General features: G+C 44.4%; 20 protein-coding genes, 1 pseudogene, 1 riboswitch and 1 other annotated feature. Of the genes and pseudogenes, 12 read left to right on the top strand and 9 right to left on the bottom strand.

The window, feature by feature from the left end:
• Positions 1-25: 25 nt before the first annotated feature.
• Positions 26-433, bottom strand: a complete 408-nt coding sequence (locus C1S74_RS04600; RefSeq protein ID WP_038867108.1) for an H-NS family histone-like protein — start codon at positions 431-433, stop codon at positions 26-28.
• 599 nt (positions 434-1,032) lie between these two features.
• Positions 1,033-1,213, top strand: a riboswitch (Lysine riboswitch).
• Positions 1,214-1,322: 109 nt separating this feature from the next.
• Between C1S74_RS04600 and tet(35) the strand changes: the two genes are divergently transcribed.
• The 9 genes from tet(35) (at position 1,323) to hisIE (ending at position 10,485) form a co-directional block, all read left to right on the top strand.
• Positions 1,323-2,924 carry a tetracycline efflux Na+/H+ antiporter family transporter Tet(35) gene (gene tet(35) / locus C1S74_RS04595; RefSeq protein WP_038881452.1) on the top strand — a complete coding sequence of 534 codons (1,602 nt, stop codon included), beginning with the start codon at positions 1,323-1,325 and terminating at the stop codon, positions 2,922-2,924.
• A 180-nt stretch (positions 2,925-3,104) separates the two neighbouring features.
• Positions 3,105-3,243 (top strand) — a sequence feature (His leader region).
• Positions 3,244-3,296: 53 nt separating this feature from the next.
• The gene (gene hisG / locus C1S74_RS04590; protein ID WP_045403500.1) at positions 3,297-4,193 is read left to right on the top strand and encodes an ATP phosphoribosyltransferase; all 897 of its coding nucleotides are present in this window, start codon (positions 3,297-3,299) and stop codon (positions 4,191-4,193) included.
• 5 nt (positions 4,194-4,198) lie between these two features.
• Entirely contained in the window at positions 4,199-5,509 is a 1,311-nt protein-coding gene (hisD, locus tag C1S74_RS04585) for a histidinol dehydrogenase (RefSeq protein WP_045403503.1), read from the top strand.
• A 12-nt stretch (positions 5,510-5,521) separates the two neighbouring features.
• On the top strand, positions 5,522-6,562 hold the full coding sequence (hisC, locus tag C1S74_RS04580; protein ID WP_045403506.1) for a histidinol-phosphate transaminase: 1,041 nt from the start codon (positions 5,522-5,524) through the stop codon (positions 6,560-6,562).
• Between the two features lie 71 nt (positions 6,563-6,633).
• Positions 6,634-7,707 carry a bifunctional histidinol-phosphatase/imidazoleglycerol-phosphate dehydratase HisB gene (gene hisB, locus C1S74_RS04575; protein ID WP_038881446.1) on the top strand — a complete coding sequence of 358 codons (1,074 nt, stop codon included), beginning with the start codon at positions 6,634-6,636 and terminating at the stop codon, positions 7,705-7,707.
• Positions 7,708-7,733: 26 nt separating this feature from the next.
• A complete protein-coding gene (gene hisH / locus C1S74_RS04570; protein ID WP_005450758.1) occupies positions 7,734-8,348 on the top strand; it encodes an imidazole glycerol phosphate synthase subunit HisH in 615 nt (204 codons plus the stop codon).
• A 12-nt stretch (positions 8,349-8,360) separates the two neighbouring features.
• The gene (gene hisA, locus C1S74_RS04565) at positions 8,361-9,098 is read left to right on the top strand and encodes a 1-(5-phosphoribosyl)-5-[(5-phosphoribosylamino)methylideneamino]imidazole-4-carboxamide isomerase (RefSeq protein WP_045403509.1); all 738 of its coding nucleotides are present in this window, start codon (positions 8,361-8,363) and stop codon (positions 9,096-9,098) included.
• Positions 9,080-9,853: an imidazole glycerol phosphate synthase subunit HisF gene (gene hisF, locus C1S74_RS04560; RefSeq protein WP_004749837.1), complete on the top strand. Its 774-nt coding sequence runs from the start codon at positions 9,080-9,082 to the stop codon at positions 9,851-9,853. Before hisA ends, hisF begins: the two co-directional genes overlap by 19 nt.
• On the top strand, positions 9,850-10,485 hold the full coding sequence (gene hisIE, locus C1S74_RS04555) for a bifunctional phosphoribosyl-AMP cyclohydrolase/phosphoribosyl-ATP diphosphatase HisIE (RefSeq protein WP_045403512.1): 636 nt from the start codon (positions 9,850-9,852) through the stop codon (positions 10,483-10,485). Before hisF ends, hisIE begins: the two co-directional genes overlap by 4 nt.
• 281 nt (positions 10,486-10,766) lie before the next feature.
• Here the strand turns inward: hisIE and C1S74_RS04550 are convergent, their stop codons facing one another.
• From C1S74_RS04550 to C1S74_RS04535, 4 genes are all read right to left on the bottom strand, one after another.
• On the bottom strand, positions 10,767-11,276 hold the full coding sequence (locus tag C1S74_RS04550; protein WP_045403514.1) for a YchJ family protein: 510 nt from the start codon (positions 11,274-11,276) through the stop codon (positions 10,767-10,769).
• Between the two features lie 137 nt (positions 11,277-11,413).
• Positions 11,414-12,628, bottom strand: coding sequence for an EAL and HDOD domain-containing protein (locus C1S74_RS04545; RefSeq protein ID WP_045403517.1), 1,215 nt, complete (start codon positions 12,626-12,628; stop codon positions 11,414-11,416).
• Positions 12,629-12,727: 99 nt separating this feature from the next.
• Complete coding sequence (lpxH, locus tag C1S74_RS04540) at positions 12,728-13,465, bottom strand: UDP-2,3-diacylglucosamine diphosphatase (protein ID WP_045403520.1); 738 nt, start codon at positions 13,463-13,465, stop codon at positions 12,728-12,730.
• 58 nt (positions 13,466-13,523) lie between these two features.
• Positions 13,524-14,018: a peptidylprolyl isomerase gene (locus C1S74_RS04535; protein ID WP_045403523.1), complete on the bottom strand. Its 495-nt coding sequence runs from the start codon at positions 14,016-14,018 to the stop codon at positions 13,524-13,526.
• Between the two features lie 204 nt (positions 14,019-14,222).
• On the opposite strand from C1S74_RS04535, the gene cysS reads away from it, so the two are divergent.
• Positions 14,223-15,605, top strand: coding sequence for a cysteine--tRNA ligase (gene cysS, locus C1S74_RS04530; protein WP_045403525.1), 1,383 nt, complete (start codon positions 14,223-14,225; stop codon positions 15,603-15,605).
• 87 nt (positions 15,606-15,692) lie between these two features.
• The gene (locus tag C1S74_RS04525) at positions 15,693-16,271 is read left to right on the top strand and encodes a thymidine kinase (protein ID WP_038867139.1); all 579 of its coding nucleotides are present in this window, start codon (positions 15,693-15,695) and stop codon (positions 16,269-16,271) included.
• 75 nt (positions 16,272-16,346) lie between these two features.
• Here C1S74_RS04525 and C1S74_RS04520 read toward each other — a convergent pair whose 3' ends face one another.
• From C1S74_RS04520 to C1S74_RS04510, 3 genes are read right to left on the bottom strand one after another with little or no spacing between them, the layout of a single operon-like run.
• Positions 16,347-16,985, bottom strand: a complete 639-nt coding sequence (locus C1S74_RS04520) for a YdcF family protein (protein ID WP_045403528.1) — start codon at positions 16,983-16,985, stop codon at positions 16,347-16,349.
• Complete coding sequence (locus C1S74_RS04515; RefSeq protein WP_045403531.1) at positions 16,982-17,809, bottom strand: NAD(P)H-binding protein; 828 nt, start codon at positions 17,807-17,809, stop codon at positions 16,982-16,984. Before C1S74_RS04515 ends, C1S74_RS04520 begins: the two co-directional genes overlap by 4 nt.
• A 28-nt stretch (positions 17,810-17,837) precedes the next feature.
• On the bottom strand, positions 17,838-18,713 hold the full coding sequence (locus C1S74_RS04510; RefSeq protein ID WP_045403534.1) for a LysR family transcriptional regulator: 876 nt from the start codon (positions 18,711-18,713) through the stop codon (positions 17,838-17,840).
• An 89-nt stretch (positions 18,714-18,802) separates the two neighbouring features.
• Here C1S74_RS04510 and C1S74_RS04505 point away from each other — a divergent pair, with 89 nt between their 5' ends.
• Entirely contained in the window at positions 18,803-19,228 is a 426-nt protein-coding gene (locus C1S74_RS04505; protein WP_038867149.1) for a PACE efflux transporter, read from the top strand.
• 63 nt (positions 19,229-19,291) lie between these two features.
• On the opposite strand, the pseudogene C1S74_RS04500 reads toward C1S74_RS04505, so the two are convergent.
• Positions 19,292-20,670: pseudogene (locus C1S74_RS04500) on the bottom strand (IS4 family transposase).
• Positions 20,671-20,761: the final 91 nt, after the last annotated feature.

The raw sequence follows: 20,761 nt of genomic DNA, 5'->3' as shown, positions 1-20,761 counted from the left end.
CTTTTTTAATTTCATAAATCTTTTATTAGATTAGGAAATCGTCTAGAGATTTACCTGCATCAAGTTGCTCTTGGATTGATGAAGGTGTACGACCTTGACCCGTCCAAGTTTTTTCTTCGCCGTTAGTGTCAGTGTACTTGTACTTAGCTGGACGAGGAGCGCGTTTAGCTTTCGCTTTAGTCTTCGTTTCGCCAGATAGTGCACTGATTAGTGCTTCAACGTCGATACCGTCTTGAGCGATTTGCTCAGCGATAGCTGCAAGTTTTGCTTCTTGCTCAGCAAGTGCTGCGCGGTCAGCTTCTTCAGCTTCTTTACGCTCTTCAACAACGATAGTTAATTTATCTAGAGCTTCTTCCAATTGTTCTAGAGTCAGCTCACGAGAGAATGCACGAAGGCTACGGATATTTAGAAGTGTTTTAGTCAGCTCTGACATAACGATTCCTATTAATAGGTTAAAAGGTTCAACACTAGTTATCGATACGATTAATTAAATGCTAAACGAGAAATAAAACATAGAGTCCTTATATTTAACTTTATCTTTCTCATATGTGCAAATGCTAATTCATGATTTAGATTAAATTTCTTGGTTTTTTTCTTAATAAAGCAATATTAATTTACAGATATGAATTCTTAATTGAGTTTAACCTCAGTTTTTTCATTATAGATACTGCGTTTTTCTCGATTAGTGGTTTCTTTATTTATATGTTGAATTCTATTTCTCTCAATCTGACAGGAAAGTAGGAAAAGAGGGAAAACCGAATGTCATATTTCTTTCATTTATTGTTAGAACACAAAACATGAAGAATTGATGGTAGTAATAAAGTTTCATAAAAGACAGCATTGTCGTGATTGCAGTTGCTCAATCTATAGTTGGCTCACATTCTATTTATAAATCAAAACTGCGATTATTTATTCATTTAATTTAGTTTGATGTGTTGCATTGGAGGTCTTCATGAGTACAATGGCTGTCACCTGATGCAATATTGCAGACAATTTGTTGTTAATTTGTACAATTAATGGTTAATTGTTTGTTATTGCCGTAGAGGTGCAGTCTCGAAGAGTAGCTATTATTGGGGTGATGCCAATGAATAATAGTGGAAGGCGAAGATTGCCGAAGTAAGTGGCCTATCAAAACCACTTGCTGGGGTTGTCTCTGAAAGGAACAACACTGCCATAGTATATTTACATTAAACTATGGAGCGCTACTGTAGGGTTGGGTGGAGTGTTCGCTTCCCTGTCGCTAAGTTCAACATGAGCACGTACCGTATGCTACGTGACTTGTCTGCAGTAGATCTCTAGCCAAACTTTGGTTTTTGAAGATCATGAATTTAATAGATTTTGCACATTCTCCTGTTTCGTTACTACCGCCGATTGTCGCTTTGACACTGGCGATTTTGACTCGACGCGTATTAGTTTCTCTTGGTGTAGGTATCGTACTTGGTGCGATTCTGCTTAATGATTGGTCTATCGGTAACACGATAGGTTATGTGAGTTCTCAAGTTTCTTCTGTCTTTATTGAAGACGGCGGTCTTAACACTTGGAACATGAGTATTGTCGGTTTCCTAATTCTTTTAGGTATGACAACGGCGTTATTGACGCTATCTGGCGGTACTCGCGCTTTTGCTGAATGGGCGCAAACACGAGTTAAAAGTAAACGTGGCTCTAAACTTCTTGCTGCCTTCTTAGGCGTCTTCATTTTTGTCGACGATTACTTTAACAGTCTTGCTGTTGGTGCGATTTCTCGTCCAGTAACAGACCGTTTCTATGTGTCTCGCGCTAAACTGGCGTACATTCTAGACTCCACCGCAGCTCCTATGTGTGTGATTATGCCTGCTTCAAGCTGGGGTGCTTACATCATTACGATCATCGGCGGTATCTTGGTGTCACACGGCATCACTGAATACTCAGCACTCGGTGCGTATGTTCGTCTTATTCCAATGAACTTCTATGCTGTATTTGCTCTACTTATGGTATTTGCAGTAGCGTGGTTCGGTCTTGATATCGGTAAAATGCGTGAGCACGAAATTGCCGCCTCTCAGGGCCGTGGTTTTGAAAAAGACAAAGAAAACGACACGCAAGAAGCACATGAACTAAACGAAGAGCTAGATATTCGTGAAAGCGAGAAGGGTAAAGTTTCTGACCTAGTTCTCCCTATCGTTACGCTTATCATTGCTACGATCGCTTCTATGCTTTACACAGGTGGGCAGGCCCTAGCCGCTGACGGTAAAGAGTTTGCGCTCCTCGGTGCGTTCGAGAACACTGATGTAGGTACTTCTTTAGTTTACGGTAGCTTGCTGGGCCTTGCGGTTGCACTATTTACTGTACTTAAGCAAGGCATCCCAATGGCGGAAATTGGCCGCACACTTTGGATTGGTGCGAAGTCAATGTTTGGTGCGATCCTTATCCTTGTGTTTGCTTGGACTATCGGCTCTGTTATCGGTGACATGAAGACGGGTTCTTACCTATCGACTATGGCTCAGGGCAACATTAATCCGCATTGGCTACCAGTCATCCTATTCTTGCTATCTGGCCTAATGGCGTTCTCGACAGGTACGTCGTGGGGCACGTTTGGCATCATGCTCCCTATCGCGGGCGACATGGCAGGTGCAACAGACGTAGCGCTTATGCTGCCAATGTTGAGTGCAGTACTGGCAGGTGCGGTATTCGGTGACCACTGTTCACCAATCTCTGATACGACAATTCTGTCGTCGACAGGCGCCCGTTGTAATCACATTGATCACGTATCGACTCAGTTGCCTTATGCATTATCAGTCGCGCTTGTTTCATGCGTGGGCTTTATCGCTCTTGGTATGACCGCGTCTATCGTATTCTCTTTCATTGCTGCGTCGATTACTTTTGTTATCGTTTGCGCAATTTTGTCATGGCTTTCTAAGTCAAAAATGGCATCGTGTCAGAACGCTTAATTGCTTGATAATTAACATAAAATAAAAGGAGGCTTCGGCCTCCTTTTTTATTTGTATTATACAATTCGATTTTTTTTAAAATTAAGGGTTGAAAAAAAGAATCAGCTTGGTTAGTGTGGTTACTAACAAAGCAACTAAGACGAGCCTTGAAATAAGTATGCGCAATTTTGTAATGAACATTCATCACCATCATCACCCAATTTAGTCTTTCGGGAGATGCGCGCATACCCGGGAGACAGGATACTCCCGGAGGTGAAAATCAAAGTGTAAACAGATTTCAAACCCTCGGGAGACCAAAATCTCTCGAGGGTTTTTTAGTTTTACTGGTTTATAAAATATTTAGATTATCGAATCTGGCACAGGGATAAAGCAATGCAAACACAACGCTTAAGAATCGCAATTCAGAAAAAAGGCCGCTTAAGTAAAGAGAGCCAAGCTCTATTGAAAAAGTGTGGTGTGAAATTCAATGTAATGGGTGAGCGTCTGGTCGTTCATTCTGAAAATATGCCAATTGATTTGTTATTAGTTCGTGATGATGACATCCCAGGTTTAATTATGGATGGTGTTGTTGACCTAGGTTTTATTGGTGAGAATGAATTAGAAGAAGTTCGTTTAGACCGTAAAGCTTTGGGCGAACCTTATGATTTTGTTCAGCTTCGTCGTCTTGATTTTGGCGGGTGCCGTTTGTCTATCGCAATCGACAAAGACGAAGAATATAACGGTCCTCAAGATCTAGCAGGCAAACGCATCGCAACGACTTACCCTCAACTGCTTAAAGCTTACATGGATGACGCGGGTGTACCGTTCTCAACTTGTATGCTGACAGGCTCTGTAGAAGTTGCGCCTCGAGCTGGTCTAGCAGATGCTATCGCTGACTTGGTTTCTACTGGCGCTACGCTAGAAGCCAATGGTCTAAAAGAAGCCGAAGTTATCTTTAAGTCGAAGGCAACGTTAATTCAACGCAAAGGTGAGTTTGACGCCGATAAAGTTGCGCTTATCGATAAGCTATTGACTCGTATGCAAGGCGTGCAGCAAGCAAAAGAATCAAAATACATCATGCTACATGCGCCTGCTGAGAAGCTTGAGCAAATTAAGTCTCTATTACCGGGTGCAGAAGACCCAACGGTATTGCCTCTATCTGCTGACAAGCAAAAAGTTGCGGTTCATTTGGTAAGTACTGAAAACTTGTTCTGGGAAACCATGGAACAGCTAAAGGAACTGGGTGCGAGCTCAATTCTAGTACTACCAATTGAAAAAATGATGGAGTAATTGCAATGAGAACAGTCGTATGGCAATCGTTAAGTGAAACCCAGCAAGATTCGATTCTAGAGCGCCCTGCAATTGCGGAAGGTGCCAACATCACTGCAGCGGTTTCTGAAGTAATCGCGAAGGTTCGTAAAGATGGTGATGCTGCATTATTAGAGCTGACTGAGAAGTTTGACCGTGTGAAACCGGAGTCTATTCGTGTATCGGCTCAAGAAATTGATGAAGCTTCAGCGCGTCTTTCTGAAAAAATGAAGAATGCGCTTGAGCAAGCTTATGAGAATATCTCGAAGTTTCATAAAGCACAAAAGCCACAACCAATTAAAGTAGAAACTCAGCCGGGTGTCCTTTGTGAGCAGGTAACGCGCCCAATTCAAAAAGTGGGTTTGTACATTCCTGGCGGTAGTGCGCCATTGCCTTCGACTGTTCTAATGCTCGGCGTTCCTGCAAAAATTGCAGGTTGTCGTAAAGTGGTGCTTTGCTCTCCACCGCCAATCGCTGACGAGATTCTGTACGTAGCCAAACTGTGCGGCATTGATGAAGTGTACAACGTTGGTGGTGGTCAAGCCGTCGCTGCAATGGCTTACGGAACAGAAACCGTATCTAAAGTTGATAAGATCTTTGGTCCAGGTAACGCTTACGTGACAGAAGCAAAACGTCAGGTGAGTAATGATTTCCGCGGTGCTGCGATTGATATGCCAGCAGGTCCATCTGAAGTGCTTGTGATTGCTGATGAAACCGCAGATGCAGACTTTATCGCTGCGGATCTTTTGAGCCAAGCAGAGCACGGTCCTGATTCTCAAGTGGTACTTGTGACTCCTTCTCCTGTTATTGCGGATCAAGTGACGGATGCGGTTCAACGTCAGCTTAAAGAGTTATCTCGTGCGGAGATCGCGGAACAAGCATTGGCGTCAAGCTTGATCATCATTGCTGAGTCTCTCACTCAATCGATTTCGATTTCAAATTACTACGGTCCTGAGCACTTGATTGTTCAGACGAAGAATCCTCGCGAGCTTCTACCTCTACTCGACAACGCAGGTTCCATCTTCCTAGGTGATTGGTCGCCTGAATCAGCAGGTGATTACGCATCGGGCACGAACCACGTTCTTCCTACTTACGGCTACACACGCACGTATTCAAGCTTAGGCTTAGCGGACTTCTCGAAACGCATGACGGTTCAAGAACTGTCTGCTGATGGTCTAAAGAACCTTGCGCCAACAGTGGTAACGATGGCGGAAGCAGAAGGTCTGGATGCGCACAAACGTGCAGTGACAATCCGTACTGAGAAACTAACCCGCACAGAAAAACTGGCAGCTAAGTAAGAGGACAATGAGATGGAAAAGCTAGCGCGTAAACAAGTCCAACAACTTACCCCTTATTTATCGGCTCGCCGAATTGGTGGTACCGGTGACGTATGGCTAAATGCCAACGAATCGCCATTCAACAATGAATACAAAACAGACTTCGCTCGCCTTAATCGTTACAGCGAATGTCAGCCTAAAGAACTGATTTCTGCTTACGCAGCCTATGCGGGTGTAAAACCAGAACAAACGCTGACTTCTCGCGGTGCAGATGAAGGTATTGAATTACTTATTCGTGCATTCTGTGAGCCGGGTGAAGATGCGATTCTGTACTGTCCACCGACTTACGGTATGTACGCCATCAGCGCAGAAACCATTGGTGTCGAGCGCAAAACCGTGCCGCTAACGTCAGATTGGCAATTAGACCTTGCAGGTATCGAAGCTAATCTGGATAACGTGAAACTGGTTTTTGTATGTTCGCCAAACAACCCAACGGGTAACTTGGTTAAGCGTGAAGACATCGTCTCTCTACTAGAAATGACAAAAGACCGTGCAATAGTGGTGATGGACGAAGCGTACATTGATTTTTGCCCAGAAGCTTCAACGGTAGACTTACTGGCGCAATACCCGAATCTTGCGATTTTGCGTACTCTGTCGAAAGCTTTCGCGCTTGCTGGTCTGCGTTGTGGATTTACGCTTGCTAACGAAGAGCTGATTAATGTACTTCTTAAAGTTATCGCACCGTATCCAGTACCAGTACCAGTGGCAGAAATTGCGACTCAGGCGCTTTCGGAAGCTGGTTTAGCGCGAGCGAAGTTCCAAGTGCTCGATTTGAACGCGAACCGTGCTTACTTACAGGTTGGTTTGTCGATGATTCCGGGTTTGGAAGTTTTTGAAGGATGGGGTAACTACCTATTGGTTAAATTCCCAGATGGCGATGATGTTTTCAAAGCAGCTTGGGATACGGGGATTATCCTGCGTAACTCGCCAATCGAAAACTGTGTGCGTATCAGTGTGGGTAACCGCGACGAGTGTGAAAAAACGCTTGGATTTATTAGAAACTACTACGCATAAGCAGATACAAAATTAATCGCTCTCGCTCAATAGCGGGAGCGCCAAAAGAATAGCAATAAGGAAGTTCTCGAGTGAGCAAACAACAAAAAATCCTTTTTATTGATCGTGATGGCACCTTAATTGTTGAGCCGCCGATTGATTTTCAAGTAGACCGTTTAGACAAACTAAAGCTAGAGCCATTTGTTATCCCAAGCCTGTTGTCGTTGCAGGATGCTGGATACCGCCTAGTTATGGTAACGAACCAAGATGGTTTAGGTACCGACAGCTACCCACAAGAAGATTTTGACGCTCCACACAACATGATGATGGAGATTTTTGAATCTCAGGGTGTGAAGTTCGATGACGTGCTGATTTGTCCTCACTTCGATGAAGATAACTGCTCTTGCCGCAAGCCTAAATTAGGCTTGGTAAAAGATTACCTTCAAGGTGGCAAAGTTGATTTCCAAAACTCCGTTGTGATTGGCGATCGTCAAACTGATCTTCAACTTGCAGAAAATATGGCAATTCGTGGCATTCAATACAACCCAGAAACCATGGGTTGGAAACAGATCCTTAAAGATCTGACTGTGAAGGCGCGCGTTGCTGAAGTGGTTCGCACCACAAAAGAAACGGACATCAAAGTATTCGTTAATCTTGATGAGCAAGGCGGTAATGACATCTCTACAGGTCTTGGCTTCTTTGATCACATGCTGGATCAAATCGCGACGCACGGCGGATTCCAAATGGTGTGTAAAGTGGAAGGTGACCTGCACATTGATGATCACCACACAGTAGAAGATACCGCTCTTGCGTTGGGTCAAGCGTTGAAAGAAGCACTGGGTGACAAACGTGGTATTGGTCGTTTTGGCTTTAGCCTGCCAATGGATGAGTGTTTGGCACAATGTGCACTAGACCTATCTGGTCGTCCTTACCTTAAGTTTGACGCGCAGTTTAGCCGTGAGCAAGTGGGTGACCTTTCAACAGAGATGGTGGTTCACTTCTTCCGCTCTCTGACTGACACATTAGCATGTACGTTGCACCTTTCTTCTGCGGGCAACAATGATCACCACATCATTGAGAGCCTATTTAAAGCGTTTGGTCGTACTTTGCGCCAAGCAATCAAAGTAGAAGGCACTGAGCTACCAAGTAGTAAAGGCGTACTTTAAGGCTAACGTTAGCAAGGAGAAAAACAGTGACAGAACAGAAAGTTGTCATTATCGATACTGGCTGTGCCAACGTCTCTTCGGTGAAGTTTGCTATTGAACGCCTAGGTTATGACGTAACGATTTCAAAAGATCCACAAGTTGTATTGGCGGCTGACAAGCTATTCCTACCGGGGGTGGGAACCGCCAGTGAAGCGATGAAGAACCTAGAAGAGCGCGATCTTATCAGCTTGGTAAAACAGGTAGAGAAGCCGCTGTTAGGCATCTGTTTAGGCATGCAACTGTTGGGCAAAGTGTCTCAAGAGAAAGGGCAGAAAGCCGACGAGTTAGTTGAGTGTCTTGGACTTTGTGATGGCGAAGTGAAGTTGCTACAGACTGGCGACTTACCGCTGCCGCATATGGGCTGGAACACGGTGTCTGCAAAAGCAGGTAACCCACTTTTCAAAGGTATCGAAGAAGGTGAGTACTTTTACTTCGTGCACAGTTTTGCAATGCCTGTTGGGGATTACACTATTGCGGAATGTGAGTACGGTAACCCGTTCACAGCAGCAGTACAAAGCGGCAACTACTATGGTGTGCAATTCCACCCTGAGCGTTCTTCAAAAGCGGGCGCGAAGCTTATTCAAAACTTCTTAGAATTATAAAAGGGATTTAGTGTGATTATTCCAGCTCTAGATTTAATTGAAGGACAGGTGGTTCGCCTTTATCAAGGTGATTACGGCCAAGTAACCGAGTACAAAGTCGACCCAGCAGAGCAGTTCAACTTGTACCACCAAGCGGGTGCTAACTGGTTGCACTTGGTGGATTTAACTGGCGCGAAAGACACAACTGCACGCCAACTTGATTTGATTGCGAAGCTACTAGCAAGCACGCCAGCGAACATCCAAATCGGTGGTGGTGTTCGTACAGAGCAAGACGTGATTGATCTACTAGAAGCCGGTGCTCAACGTGTTGTAGTTGGTTCTACAGCCGTAAAACAACCAGAGCTTGTGAAAGGTTGGATGGAAAAATATGGTGCTGAGAAAATCGCTTTAGCGCTAGACATCAATATTGACCAAGACGGCACGCGTAAAGTAGCGATCTCTGGTTGGCAAGAAGACTCAGGCGTGACTATCGAAGATCTGATCAATGATTACCTAACGGTAGGTCTACAGCATGTACTTTGTACGGACATTTCTCGTGACGGCACGCTAGAGGGCTCAAACGTAGAGCTTTACGTTGACCTATGTAAACAGTACCCACAAGTGCAGTTCCAATCTTCAGGCGGCATCGGCTCATTAGCAGATATCGAAGCACTAAAAGGCAGCGGTGTGTCTGGCGTGATTGTTGGCCGTGCGCTGTTAGATGGTAAGTTCACAGCAGAGGAGGCATTTGCATGCTGGCAAAGCGAATAATTCCATGTCTTGATGTTCGTGATGGACAAGTGGTTAAGGGCGTCCAGTTCCGCAATCACGAAATCATTGGCGACATCGTTCCTCTGGCACAGCGTTATGCGGAAGAAGGTGCTGACGAACTTGTGTTCTACGATATTACGGCTTCAAGTGATGGCCGTGTCGTTGACAAAAGTTGGGTCGCTCGCGTTGCAGAAGTGATTGATATTCCTTTCTGTGTCGCTGGTGGTATTAAATCAGCGGAAGACGCAGCACGCATTCTTGAGTTTGGTGCAGACAAGGTGTCTATCAACTCACCTGCATTGGCAAATCCGCAGCTGATTACTGACCTCGCTGATAAATTTGGCGTTCAATGTATCGTTGTTGGCATCGATTCATACTACGACAAAGAGACGGGCAAGTATCAAGTTTACCAGTTTACTGGCGATGAAGAGCGAACCAAAGCGACCCAATGGGAAACGCGTGATTGGGTACAAGAAGTACAAAAGCGTGGCGCTGGTGAAATCGTATTGAACATGATGAACCAAGACGGCGTGCGTAACGGCTACGATATTGAACAACTCAATATGGTACGTGAAGTGTGTAATGTACCGCTGATTGCATCGGGTGGCGCAGGTGCCATGGAGCACTTCGCAGAAGCTTACCAAAAAGCAAATGTGGATGGCGCGCTTGCCGCATCGGTATTCCACAAACAAGTCATCAATATTGGTGAACTAAAGCAGTATTTGAAACAACAAGGCATTGAGGTACGACTATGAGTGTAAAAGCCGCCGAAGTAAGTTCGCTAGCTGAGCGAATCAACTGGGAAAAGGTGGATGGTCTGGTCCCTGCCATCGTACAAGATTTCCAATCAAGCCAAGTGCTGATGATGGGTTACATGAACCAAGATGCGTTAGCAAAAACGAGCGAAACAGGTCAAGTGACTTTCTTCTCTCGTACTAAACAGCGTCTTTGGACGAAAGGTGAAACCTCTGGCAACGTATTGCAATTGGTGAACATGCAGCTCGATTGTGACAACGACACGCTATTGGTGAAAGTGAATCCCATTGGTCCTACGTGTCACTTGGGTAACACAACTTGCTGGGATGTGGACCCTCAAGAGGAGTCACAAATGGTGTGGCTTCATCAACTTGAGCAGCTACTGGCTGCCCGCAAGAGTGCCGACCCAGATTCCTCTTATACTGCCAGTCTTTATGCCCGTGGCACCAAGCGTATTTCGCAAAAAGTGGGCGAAGAAGGCGTTGAAGTCGCGCTTGCGGCGACGTCGGGCGATAAGGCGGAGTTAGTGTGTGAATCGGCAGACTTGATTTACCACTTAATGGTATTGCTTCAAGACCAAGGCCTATCGATGAATGACGTAGTGAATAAACTGAAAGAGCGTCATAAATAAGCTTGCTATAGATAAGTGAAAGCCCCTATGACTCAAGAGCCTAGGGGCTTTTTTAATTTAATATTCTTGATTCGATGGGGAAACCTGACAGCAGAACCCACGGTGATTAGGTTCTGATTCATGCTCCTTCTTCGTTGTTGAGAATGACGATATATTTTGTAACGGTACTTGAGACCGCGTTACTTATTTCAAATCGAAGAACACTTCACGTCATTCCGACGAGCCTAGGCGAGATCAGGAATCTCATTAAAGCGGGCTTAATAAGCTAGGCGTGGGTGCGATTACCCACAACACTTCTTAAATTTCTTACCACTTCCACAGATACACGGATCGTTACGACCGACCTTTAGGCTGCTTACTGGTTGGCTTAAGCGAGGATCTTGTTCAGGCTCTTTCTCGTCTTCTGGAAATGTGCCGTCAATGTAGTACCAAAGCCCATCTTCTTTCACGAAGCGAGAACGCTCTGTCATACAGTAACGTTTGCCTTCTTCATCAAAATAAGCGTCAAACTCAACAAAGCCTTCATTCTCGTTGCTACCAGCTTCTGTTTTCACGACTTCAAGCTTGCACCAATCGCTGCCGATGGACTGGGCGATGCCTTCACGTTGCTCTTCTGCATTACAGCTTGGGTGATACGTGTTTACTACGTAATCCACGAGACCTAACACATGCGCACTGTAACGAGAGCGCATTAACTGCTCAGGATTGGTGACGTCAGCATGGTTATTGTGGGCAATTTCACAACACTGTTGGTAGGTGCGGTTAGAGCCGCAAGGACAAGAAGAAGCCATAAAATGAAATCTCGATTAATTAAGCGGTAAAAACAAACAACCTTATATACCCAAGTCATTCTCGCTGAACCTAGCATCTAGAGGTTACTTGGGTATATCAGTGAGGTTGCCGGTATTCTTTGGGGCATTATAGCGATTTAGGGCGTTTGGGACAGCAGTTCTTGAGCCCATGCTGTTGATTGGTTGAACGCTTTAGCGAGTTGTGGTTCGGTAAGTTTGAGCGCGCTACAATATTTCTCTGTCGTTACCCAATCCGCTTTCTCATAAGCGATGATCATTGAGAGAAGGTAACCCAAAACACCTTTGTGTCCAGTTAAGGCATGTTTAATTTCTTCATCGACAGGGATATCACTGATGACATCTTCAAGAGGTTGGTCGAGGAGAGAGCCTAACAGTGAAAACATTCCAGTAAGAAATGCCTGACCTGGGTCATATTTGGTTTTCATTTGGCTCAACAAAATCTCACACATACGTGCGCGTTGAATCGCTAATGAGTATAGAGAGTCAGGCTTGTCTTCATGTACCGAAGCAATCGCAACAAGAGAGATAAAGCGTCTTAAACGTTCTTCGCCTAGATAAACCAATGCTTGACGGAAAGATTTGATCTTAGTGGTGAGCGTGTAGCCAGAATTGACATAAGTCAGCAGCTTGTACGACAGCGTGACGTCGATAGAGAATAAACGCTCGACTTCGTTAAAGTTAATCGGCTTGTCGGCAATTTCTTTACACAACTGAATCACCGTTAAAAACGCTGGATTGAGGCGTTTTTTCTGAATCATTTCTGGTTTGCTAAAAAAGTACCCTTGAAAGTAGTTAAAACCCGCGTCCATTGCTTGCTCGAATTCTTCATAGGTTTCAACTTTCTCGGCCAAGAAATCAATATCAAAATGAGACAGGGCTTGAATATAAATGGCGGCCTTGTCTATTGGCACTAAGCGAATGTCGAATTTGATGATAGCGACATAAGGTAAGAAGCGTTTCCAAGCTTTGGTTGGAACAAAGTCATCTAACGCTACGCGATAGCCAGAAGCATGAAGGTGTTTAATTGCATTCAACAACTCATCCGTCGGTTCACAGTCTTCGAGAACTTCAACCACTAAGGATTCATTTGGGAATAAAGTTGGTACAAGGTTAACTAAGCTTTGGTAGGGAAAGTTAACAAAGCCAAGTTTATCGCCCAGTGTGCTGTAGTGCGTTGATAGGAAATGATCAGATAGAAGTCGACTAGTAGCCAGCTCAGGTTCTACTTCTGGGAAGGTATTTTTCGGACCGTCACGAAAGAGAAGCTCGTACCCAATGGTACGTTTTTCTCTATCCAGAATCGGTTGGCGAGCTACGTATGAATACTTCAATGCGGTATTATGTTCTGTTTAACTTAGTATTACGATGATAGCGATTTTCTGCAAAATTTCTATGCTTTGAGCGTCAATCTTTTACATGCTTGGCAGGCTTTACTTCATTTCTGTGTGAAACGGCCGTGTTTGAAGGTCAAAACCACCAGAATTTACTTGTAAAACTGAACCTTGGGTATACCAATCACCTAAGACAATGCGAGTGGTTTTAACACCATTTAGCTCGAAAAAATGTGTATTTGGGCGATGAGTGTGCCCATGAATCATCAGGTTGACGCAATTCTGAGACAGCACGTGTTCAACTTCACCTTGATTCACATCCATGATATCGAGAGACTTAGTCTTTTTGTCATCGCGAATATCCGATTGAACTTTAGAGACAATTCTTTTTTTAACAAACCATGGAATACGATTAAAAAGCCATTGTAACCAAGGTTTGTGAACCGTCTTGCGAAACTCTTGGTATTTGATGTCGTCAATGCAAAGGGTGTCGCCGTGCAAAATGACGGCTTTTTGGCCGTAAAGATCAATCGTGCATACGTCATCGAGTAATGTAATGCCCGTTTCCTTACAAAAGCGTTTGCCCAATAAGAAGTCTCGGTTACCTTGGATAAAATAAACAGGGACGCCCATATCCGTTAGCGTTTTAAATTCCGCACGGATTTGGTCTGCAAAAGGGGTGTTATCATCATCGCCAACCCAGAATTCGAATAAGTCACCAAGTACGTACAGGGCTTCAGCCTTGATGGCTTCTGTTCGCATAAAAGTCTCGAAGCATTCGGTAATGTCCGGACGGGAAGGGGCGAGGTGAAGATCAGATATAAATAATGTCGTCATAGAAATAAGGGGAGGCGATGCCTCCCCACTAACTTATCTCTTTGGTAATTCGTACGAATTACTCTTCGATTGTTGTACCAGTGATCGTTACGTCTTCTAGAGGTACATCTTGGTGCATGCCGTAAGAGCCAGTGCTAACGCCTTTGATCTTGTTTACGATGTCCATGCCTTCGATTACTTCACCGAATACACAGTAACCCCAACCATCTAGGCTTTCGCTACGGAAGTCTAGGAACGTGTTGTTGTTTACGTTGATGAAGAACTGAGAGCTTGCTGAATGCGGCTCCATAGTACGTGCCATAGCAAGTGTACCCACTTTGTTGCTAAGACCGTTGTTTGCTTCGTTCTTGATAGGTGCACGTGACGCTTTTTCACGTAGACCAGACTCCATACCGCCGCCTTGGATCATGAAGCCATCAATAACACGGTGGAAAAGTGTGTTGTCGTAGAAACCGTCGCGGCAGTATTGAAGGAAGTTTGCGCTTGTTTCTGGCGCTTTATCTTCGTTTAGTTGAATCTTGATGTCACCAAAATTAGTGTGAAGGGTGATCATGCTACTTTCCTTTACTATGTTGTATTCAAAGAGGGATTCTAGCCTAAGTTAATACGCATGGAAAACTCAGGATCATCAAAATATACGCTTTGTGCTTGAAGTTTAGCCGATTATCGTTTTATCCGTTAATTGCTATTACCTAATAAGGTCGGAGTTGATATACTCCTTGTTCTCGTAATTCATTCACAAGCATAGATAGAGATCATGTTAAAGATATATAACACACTGACAAGACAGAAAGAGGAATTCAAACCAATTACAGCCGGCAAAGTTGGCATGTATGTCTGTGGAGTTACCATTTACGATCTCTGTCACATTGGTCACGGTCGTACGTTTGTTTCTTTTGACGTTGTTTCTCGCTACCTTCGTTACCTAGGTTACGATCTAACATTTGTACGTAATATCACTGATATTGATGACAAAATCATCAAGCGTGCAACAGAAAATGGTGAGTCTTGTGATTCTCTGACTGAACGTTTAATCGGCGAAATGCATGCGGACTTTGATGCGCTAAACATGAAGCGTCCGGACGTTGAGCCTCGTGCAACTGAATTTATCGCAGAAATCATCGAATTGGTTGAAAAGCTAATCGAGCGTGGTTTTGCTTACGTTGCTGACAATGGCGATGTTATGTTCGAGGTTGGTCAGTTTAACGAATACGGTAAGCTTTCTAAGCAAGACCTTGATCAGCTGCAAGCAGGTGCTCGTGTTGACATCGAAACCGCTAAGCGCAGCCCGTTAGACTTCGTACTTTGGAAAATGTCTAAACCAGGTGAGCCAACATGGGAGTCGCCATGGGGCGCGGGTCGTCCAGGTTGGCATATCGAGTGTTCAGCAATGAACTCTTCAATCCTAGGTAACCATTTCGATATTCATGGCGGCGGTTCTGACCTTCAGTTCCCACACCACGAGAACGAAATCGCGCAATCATGCTGCGCTCATGACACGCAATACGTGAACACATGGATGCACAGCGGCATGGTAATGGTAGATCGTGAGAAGATGTCTAAGTCTCTAGGTAACTTCTTTACTATTCGTGACGTTCTAGGTCATTACGATGCTGAGACAGTTCGTTACTTCCTTATGTCTGGTCACTACCGTAGCCAGCTAAACTACAGTGAAGATAACCTAAACCAAGCACGCGCGTCTCTTGAGCGTCTATACACATCTCTACGTGGTCTGGATCTAAATGCTGCACCAGCGGGCGGTGAAGAGTACGTAACTCGCTTTACTGCGGCGATGAACGATGACTTCAACACACCTGAAGCTTACTCAGTGCTGTTTGACATGGCGCGTGAAGTAAACCGTCTGAAGACAGAAAACCTAGAGAAAGCGAGCGAGTTAGGTGCGCTAATGCGTGAACTGGCTGACGTGATCGGTATTCTTCACCAAGATCCAGAAGCATTCCTAAAAGGCGATGCAGGCGACGACGATGAAGTGGCTGAAATCGAAGCACTAATTAAGCTACGTAACGACTCTCGTGCAGCAAAAGACTGGGCTAACGCAGATATGGCTCGTGACAAGCTGACGGAAATGGGCATTGTTCTGGAAGATGGTCCAGAAGGCACAACGTGGCGTCGTAAATAGCGATTGAATCTTAAAAAGGGGCTGATGATTCAGCCCTTTTCTTTACAAGCTTTTATAAATTCTAAACTTTAACGAAGGTAGTGCTCTGTGGCTCAGATGTATTTCTATTACTCGGCAATGAACGCGGGTAAATCAACGACTCTTCTTCAATCTTCTTTCAACTACCAAGAGCGCGGTATGACGCCAGTGATTTTCACTGCGGCACTTGATGATCGCTACGGTGTTGGCAAGGTAAGTTCACGTATTGGTTTGCAATCAGACGCACAGCTGTTCCGTCATGATTCCAACCTATATCAAGAAATCGCTGCACTGAATGAAGTGGAAAAACGCCACTGTATTTTGGTTGATGAATGTCAGTTTTTGTCAAAAGAACAGGTTTACCAACTAACTGAGGTGGTTGATAAGCTTCATATTCCAGTACTTTGTTATGGCCTTCGTACCGATTTTCTTGGCGAACTTTTTGAAGGCAGCAAGTACCTATTGTCTTGGGCTGACAAATTGGTCGAATTAAAAACTATCTGTCACTGTGGCCGTAAAGCAAATATGGTGATTCGTACTGACGAAAGCGGCGTTGCTATCAAAGAAGGTGATCAAGTTGCTATTGGTGGGAATGACAGCTACGTATCGGTTTGTCGCCAGCACTACAAAGAAGCACTTGGCAAATAAACGGCTCTTGATAAGAGAAAGCCACCAGATTTGGTGGCTTTTTTATTGCTTATTAGCTGGTGGTTGAGCGAAGGATTACGCTAGACCAAATTTAAACTTTTCTTGCAGTGCTTGATAAGACGATTCAACGTGAGCAGGAATTTCTTGCTCGGTTTGAAAGCCTTTTTCTGGGTAGGTTTTAATCCTAGAAAAATCTTCCATTAACGCGGCTAAAACCATCATCAACGGCATGTCTTCATTGATGTATTCAAAGAAAGGATGTGCGGTTGAGGTCACTAGTAGTTGTGAATATGAAGATTGCCACTGTTTTTCGAAAGTGGCGATGGCGCGTCTTTCCATAAATGGCTTCTGAACTAGAATCAGAGAATCACAGCTGATCCCTTTTTCTATCAACAACTGTTCAGTGAATCGAACATTCTCGCCGCTGTTGCTCGATTTTGTCTCTACAACAATGGACTCACCTGGGACGCCAGCGATTCTCGCAATTTCAGCAAAGGTTTCGGCTTCGCTTTTCTCAAACAAGCCATCTGTAAATCGCCCTTCACCTCCAGAAAACACAATCAAGGGCGCAAGTTTTTGGTGGTAAAGCTTAGCGGCGTATTCAGCAACACGCAGGTCATTACTGCACATAACAAACAAGCAGTCAGCCGATTTTAAGTCATGTTTGAGCTGCATGTAGTCCCACAAGGTTTCGATGTGTTGATAGAGTTTCATAGTGCATCCAGCGTTGAGTTGAATTGGAACTGGTAGCCAAGCGCAATAAGCTTGTCAGCAAGGATTCGTTTATCGGCAGTTTCAGTGACTGGTGGGAGGGCAATATCTAAATCACTTCTTGTAATGGCCGCTTGGTAAAATTCGGCTTTGCTGACGGTATTCGGCGTTGTGGCGTTTACAACTTCATTGCTGATTTGATTGAGAGCGAAAGCCGTTGCCGCCACAGCATCGTTTTGATGCACCATATTCGCAGGGGCTTTACGGCTCACTTGTTTCAATCGCAGTGCAAAGCGAGAAGGGTGGCGGTCAGAGCCGATTAAACCACTACAACGGACGATGGCGTAATCGATACCGGAATCAATCACGTATTGTTCAGCTTGTAGCATAATGCGGGCGTTGTCAGAGAAGTGTTCTTTCGTCTGGGCCAATGCCAATGTGGCGTCTTCTTCTTTCATATCGACGGCTAGGTTTGGGTATACCGTCGTTGAGCTGACCATCAAAATCTTTTCAACGCTACTCACTTTTACCGCTTTACTTAAGCGATGCCATTGCTGTGCGTACTCTTGCCCATTTCCTTTACGAAAGCCAGGAGGGAAAGCGCCGACAATACGTTCGATATGGTGCTGTTTGATGATATCAATGAGTCGCTGCTCAGAGTTCGGTTCATTGAGATCGAGCAGAGCAGTTTGAACGGAAGGTATTGGAAACTCATCCAATCGAGTTTGGCTGCGTCGAGTGACGATAACTTGATGTCCTTGGTCAGTAAGCGTTTGTGCAAGTGGTGTGCCTAACCAGCCTGCGCCGACGATCAATGTATTTGCCATCTGTAAGTTCCTACTTCTTCATCCCTGATTAAGATTCAAACAGGGTTTGTAATTCTAATCTGGCTTGTTGGTGTAGAGGATCGGAGTGCCATTTCTGATGTTGTATCAGATCGATGTTGACTTGCCATGCCAGTTTTGTGAATTCTTCGCCAATTTTGATCAGCGTATTGGGTGCATGTAACACCAAATGGTTTGGAAGAAAACACCAACCAAATCCCTTATTTGCCAGTTCTAATAAGATGTAATAATTATCAGCGTACCAGATATCTGGGCTAACCGCCTGATTGAGTCCGCTCGTATCGGTATTTTTTGAACGTATAACCAGTTGTCTATGCTGCTTTAACTCATCGATATGACGCACTTTTTGTTTCGCTAAAGGATGCTGGGAAGAAACAAAAACGTCAAAACCGATATTACCTAGGTTTGAGTAATCGATATTCTGTGGCATTTGTAAGTCGCTGAGAATAATACCGGTGGTTGCTCGACCTGATTTAACGAGTTCGATGATATCTGGACTGGAGCCTGTTAAACACTCAACTTGGATATATGGGAATTGTTGCTCTAGATTTTTGAGTGCTTGGGGTAGGTTAGTCAGTGGGATGCCTTCGTCAACCGCAAGAATAAACTGCGTCGCGTGTGGTGAAAACAATTGAGATGCTTTGTTATTCAGTCGGTCGAGTTGACTGATGGTGGCTAACGCGTAGGGCAAAAGTTCATGGCCTTTTTCGGTGAGTTTTGGGTAGCGTCCTGTTCTATCAAACAGATCGACGCCACAATCGAGCTCCATGTTCATCACGTGTTGGCTTACCACGGACTGAGCTCGTCCAAGTTTTCGTGCAGCTGCAGAGAAAGATCCTGCTTCAGAAGTTGCGACAAAGGCCTGTAGTTGTTCAATAGTAAACATATCGTTTTTACCGATGGTATCTAACTTTTACTTATCTAGATGATAGATAAAATGTCAGCCATTGAGTAGAACAATTTAGGTAAAAACACATGGCACGTAACGAACGTATCTTTCACGCTATCCTATTTGAGCTGTTTGCATTGGCGATGATTATCCCAGCGGCTTCACTTGTCACAGGGAAAGGCTCAAGCGATTTGGCTGTCGTTGGTATTGGGTTGAGCTTGTATACGGTAGTCTGGAATTACATTTACAATTTGTATTTTGACAAATGGTTTGGGTCAAACCGAGAAGAAAGAAGTTTAATGGTGCGTATTGGTCACACGGTTGGATTTGAAGGTGGGTTGATATTTATCACCATTCCGGTCATTGCGTGGTTCTTACAAATTACATTGCTGCAAGCACTCGCATTAGAAGCTGGATTCTTAATCTTCTTTTTGTTTTATGCAACTGGCTTTAATTGGGTTTATGACAAGGTCAAACCTTACGGCAAAATGAAAAAGCTGATCGCCCAATAAGAATTCAGAACGAATGACAAAAACAGAAAAGCCACCGAAAAGGGCTGTCTCTTGATCACAAGTCTAGTGATCAAGAGACATTGCGAGTTCGTAGCCTTCAAGGATGGTTTGTAGTTTAAACCATCCTTCCCAAAGCACCTTTATTGAAGCTCTACCCGTCCTCTTGGTATCTTTCCAACCGCCTAATTTAGCGAGATTTTTGTACGCCCAGCCCATATCGGGCACTTCTTTAGGTAACGTCTTACTTTCTAGTTTCAACCACAGTAGCTTCCAAGCTTTTTGCCCAATACCTTTTCACAACTTTCTTTCGTTAGCTCATCAACTTCTTTAATGAAGCGTAACGCCAATAAACGCGTAGCAACAAAGGCATAGATGACACTTAATCTCTCTAAGTTATCTTTACTTTGTAGCCTGAGTGACTCCACATCTGTCCCTTCACTTTTCCAGACTTTATGAAAATCTTCAATCAGCCATCTGCGCTCGTAATAACCGATAATTCTCATAGCGTCTTCAACGTTGTTTATTGGCTCCGACGTCAAGAGGTGCCATGCTAACTTGTCTTTTGATGTCCCTTGCTCAAGGCAACCAACATAATAAACAGGTATGCCTGCGTGCTCTTTTTTGTTTGCCGGAGCCTTTAATGTCACCTGACCATATTTAACATCAAGCTTTACATCTCTCGCTTTTCTCCCTCCTTTTTGGGGGATGGTAAGCTCTTTTGTCTCGACGCTTGGTAACGCTTGCGCATAGTCGTAAAGCTTTTGAGCGTGCTCTTCTAGACAACGACTTTGCATTGAACGAACGACAAAACGCTGCTGATGTTGACGTTTATAAGTTAAGTATTCGAATAGGTCAGCTTCTCGGTCACAGACCGAGATAACATCTAACATTTTATCCCCTAGGCGTTCAACGACACGGCGAGAAGCTTGCTCCCATTTGTAACTCTCTTTCTCCTTATAAGGACGAGTCGCGTGTTGGTGCTTTTGCCCACGCTTAGTAATATCTCGGCTCCATCGTTGCTGCTCTATCAGGCCAACAATGGTCTGACTTTGTGGTGCAAAAAGTAACGTCGAATGTACGTGGAGAGCTCGAATTCTATCGCCTTGATTCGTGTGCCCGAGTTCATCTTTTATACTTCGATGCGGAAAACTGAGCGTTGTTGTATCTTCAAGCGCGAGTAATTCCTCATGCTCGTTAGCTCGGGATACAGTTGATTGAAAGCCTGCTTCTGCGATGTCTTTTGCATCGATGTTTTCATTGCGGATAAAGCGATATGCACCTTCCATATCGGCGGGAGAAAAAGGAAGTTTAGCCACGGAGACTCCTGGTTGATTAGCAATGGAAGTCGCTAAACTGATGAGGCGTTGTGTTCTTCGAGGGTCTTTAAGTTGTGCTTGTCCAAATTGTTCTTGTGCCCAAAGTTTAGCGTCTGAGTGTGTCATCTTAGTGTTTCAGTAAGGATTACTAAGTGATCAGATCACACACACGTGAAAGAGTTCAAAAAAAATCCCCAAGCTACAAGCTTGGGGATTT

This window comes from Vibrio hyugaensis (assembly GCF_002906655.1).
Taxonomy (GTDB): domain Bacteria; phylum Pseudomonadota; class Gammaproteobacteria; order Enterobacterales; family Vibrionaceae; genus Vibrio; species Vibrio hyugaensis.
The sequence above is the reverse complement of the archived record's forward strand: the minus strand, read 5'-3'. Positions and strand labels throughout refer to the sequence as shown.

Coding starts and splice junctions, on each gene's coding strand:
- C1S74_RS04600 (WP_038867108.1), bottom strand. CDS start 433: ATGTCAGAGCTGACTAAAACACTTCTAAATATCCGTAGCCTTCGTGCA.
- hisG (WP_045403500.1), top strand. CDS start 3,297: ATGCAAACACAACGCTTAAGAATCGCAATTCAGAAAAAAGGCCGCTTA.
- hisD (WP_045403503.1), top strand. CDS start 4,199: ATGAGAACAGTCGTATGGCAATCGTTAAGTGAAACCCAGCAAGATTCG.
- hisC (WP_045403506.1), top strand. CDS start 5,522: ATGGAAAAGCTAGCGCGTAAACAAGTCCAACAACTTACCCCTTATTTA.
- hisF (WP_004749837.1), top strand. CDS start 9,080: ATGCTGGCAAAGCGAATAATTCCATGTCTTGATGTTCGTGATGGACAA.
- hisIE (WP_045403512.1), top strand. CDS start 9,850: ATGAGTGTAAAAGCCGCCGAAGTAAGTTCGCTAGCTGAGCGAATCAAC.
- C1S74_RS04550 (WP_045403514.1), bottom strand. CDS start 11,276: ATGGCTTCTTCTTGTCCTTGCGGCTCTAACCGCACCTACCAACAGTGT.
- lpxH (WP_045403520.1), bottom strand. CDS start 13,465: ATGACGACATTATTTATATCTGATCTTCACCTCGCCCCTTCCCGTCCG.
- C1S74_RS04535 (WP_045403523.1), bottom strand. CDS start 14,018: ATGATCACCCTTCACACTAATTTTGGTGACATCAAGATTCAACTAAAC.
- cysS (WP_045403525.1), top strand. CDS start 14,223: ATGTTAAAGATATATAACACACTGACAAGACAGAAAGAGGAATTCAAA.
- C1S74_RS04520 (WP_045403528.1), bottom strand. CDS start 16,985: ATGAAACTCTATCAACACATCGAAACCTTGTGGGACTACATGCAGCTC.
- C1S74_RS04515 (WP_045403531.1), bottom strand. CDS start 17,809: ATGGCAAATACATTGATCGTCGGCGCAGGCTGGTTAGGCACACCACTT.
- C1S74_RS04510 (WP_045403534.1), bottom strand. CDS start 18,713: ATGTTTACTATTGAACAACTACAGGCCTTTGTCGCAACTTCTGAAGCA.
- C1S74_RS04505 (WP_038867149.1), top strand. CDS start 18,803: ATGGCACGTAACGAACGTATCTTTCACGCTATCCTATTTGAGCTGTTT.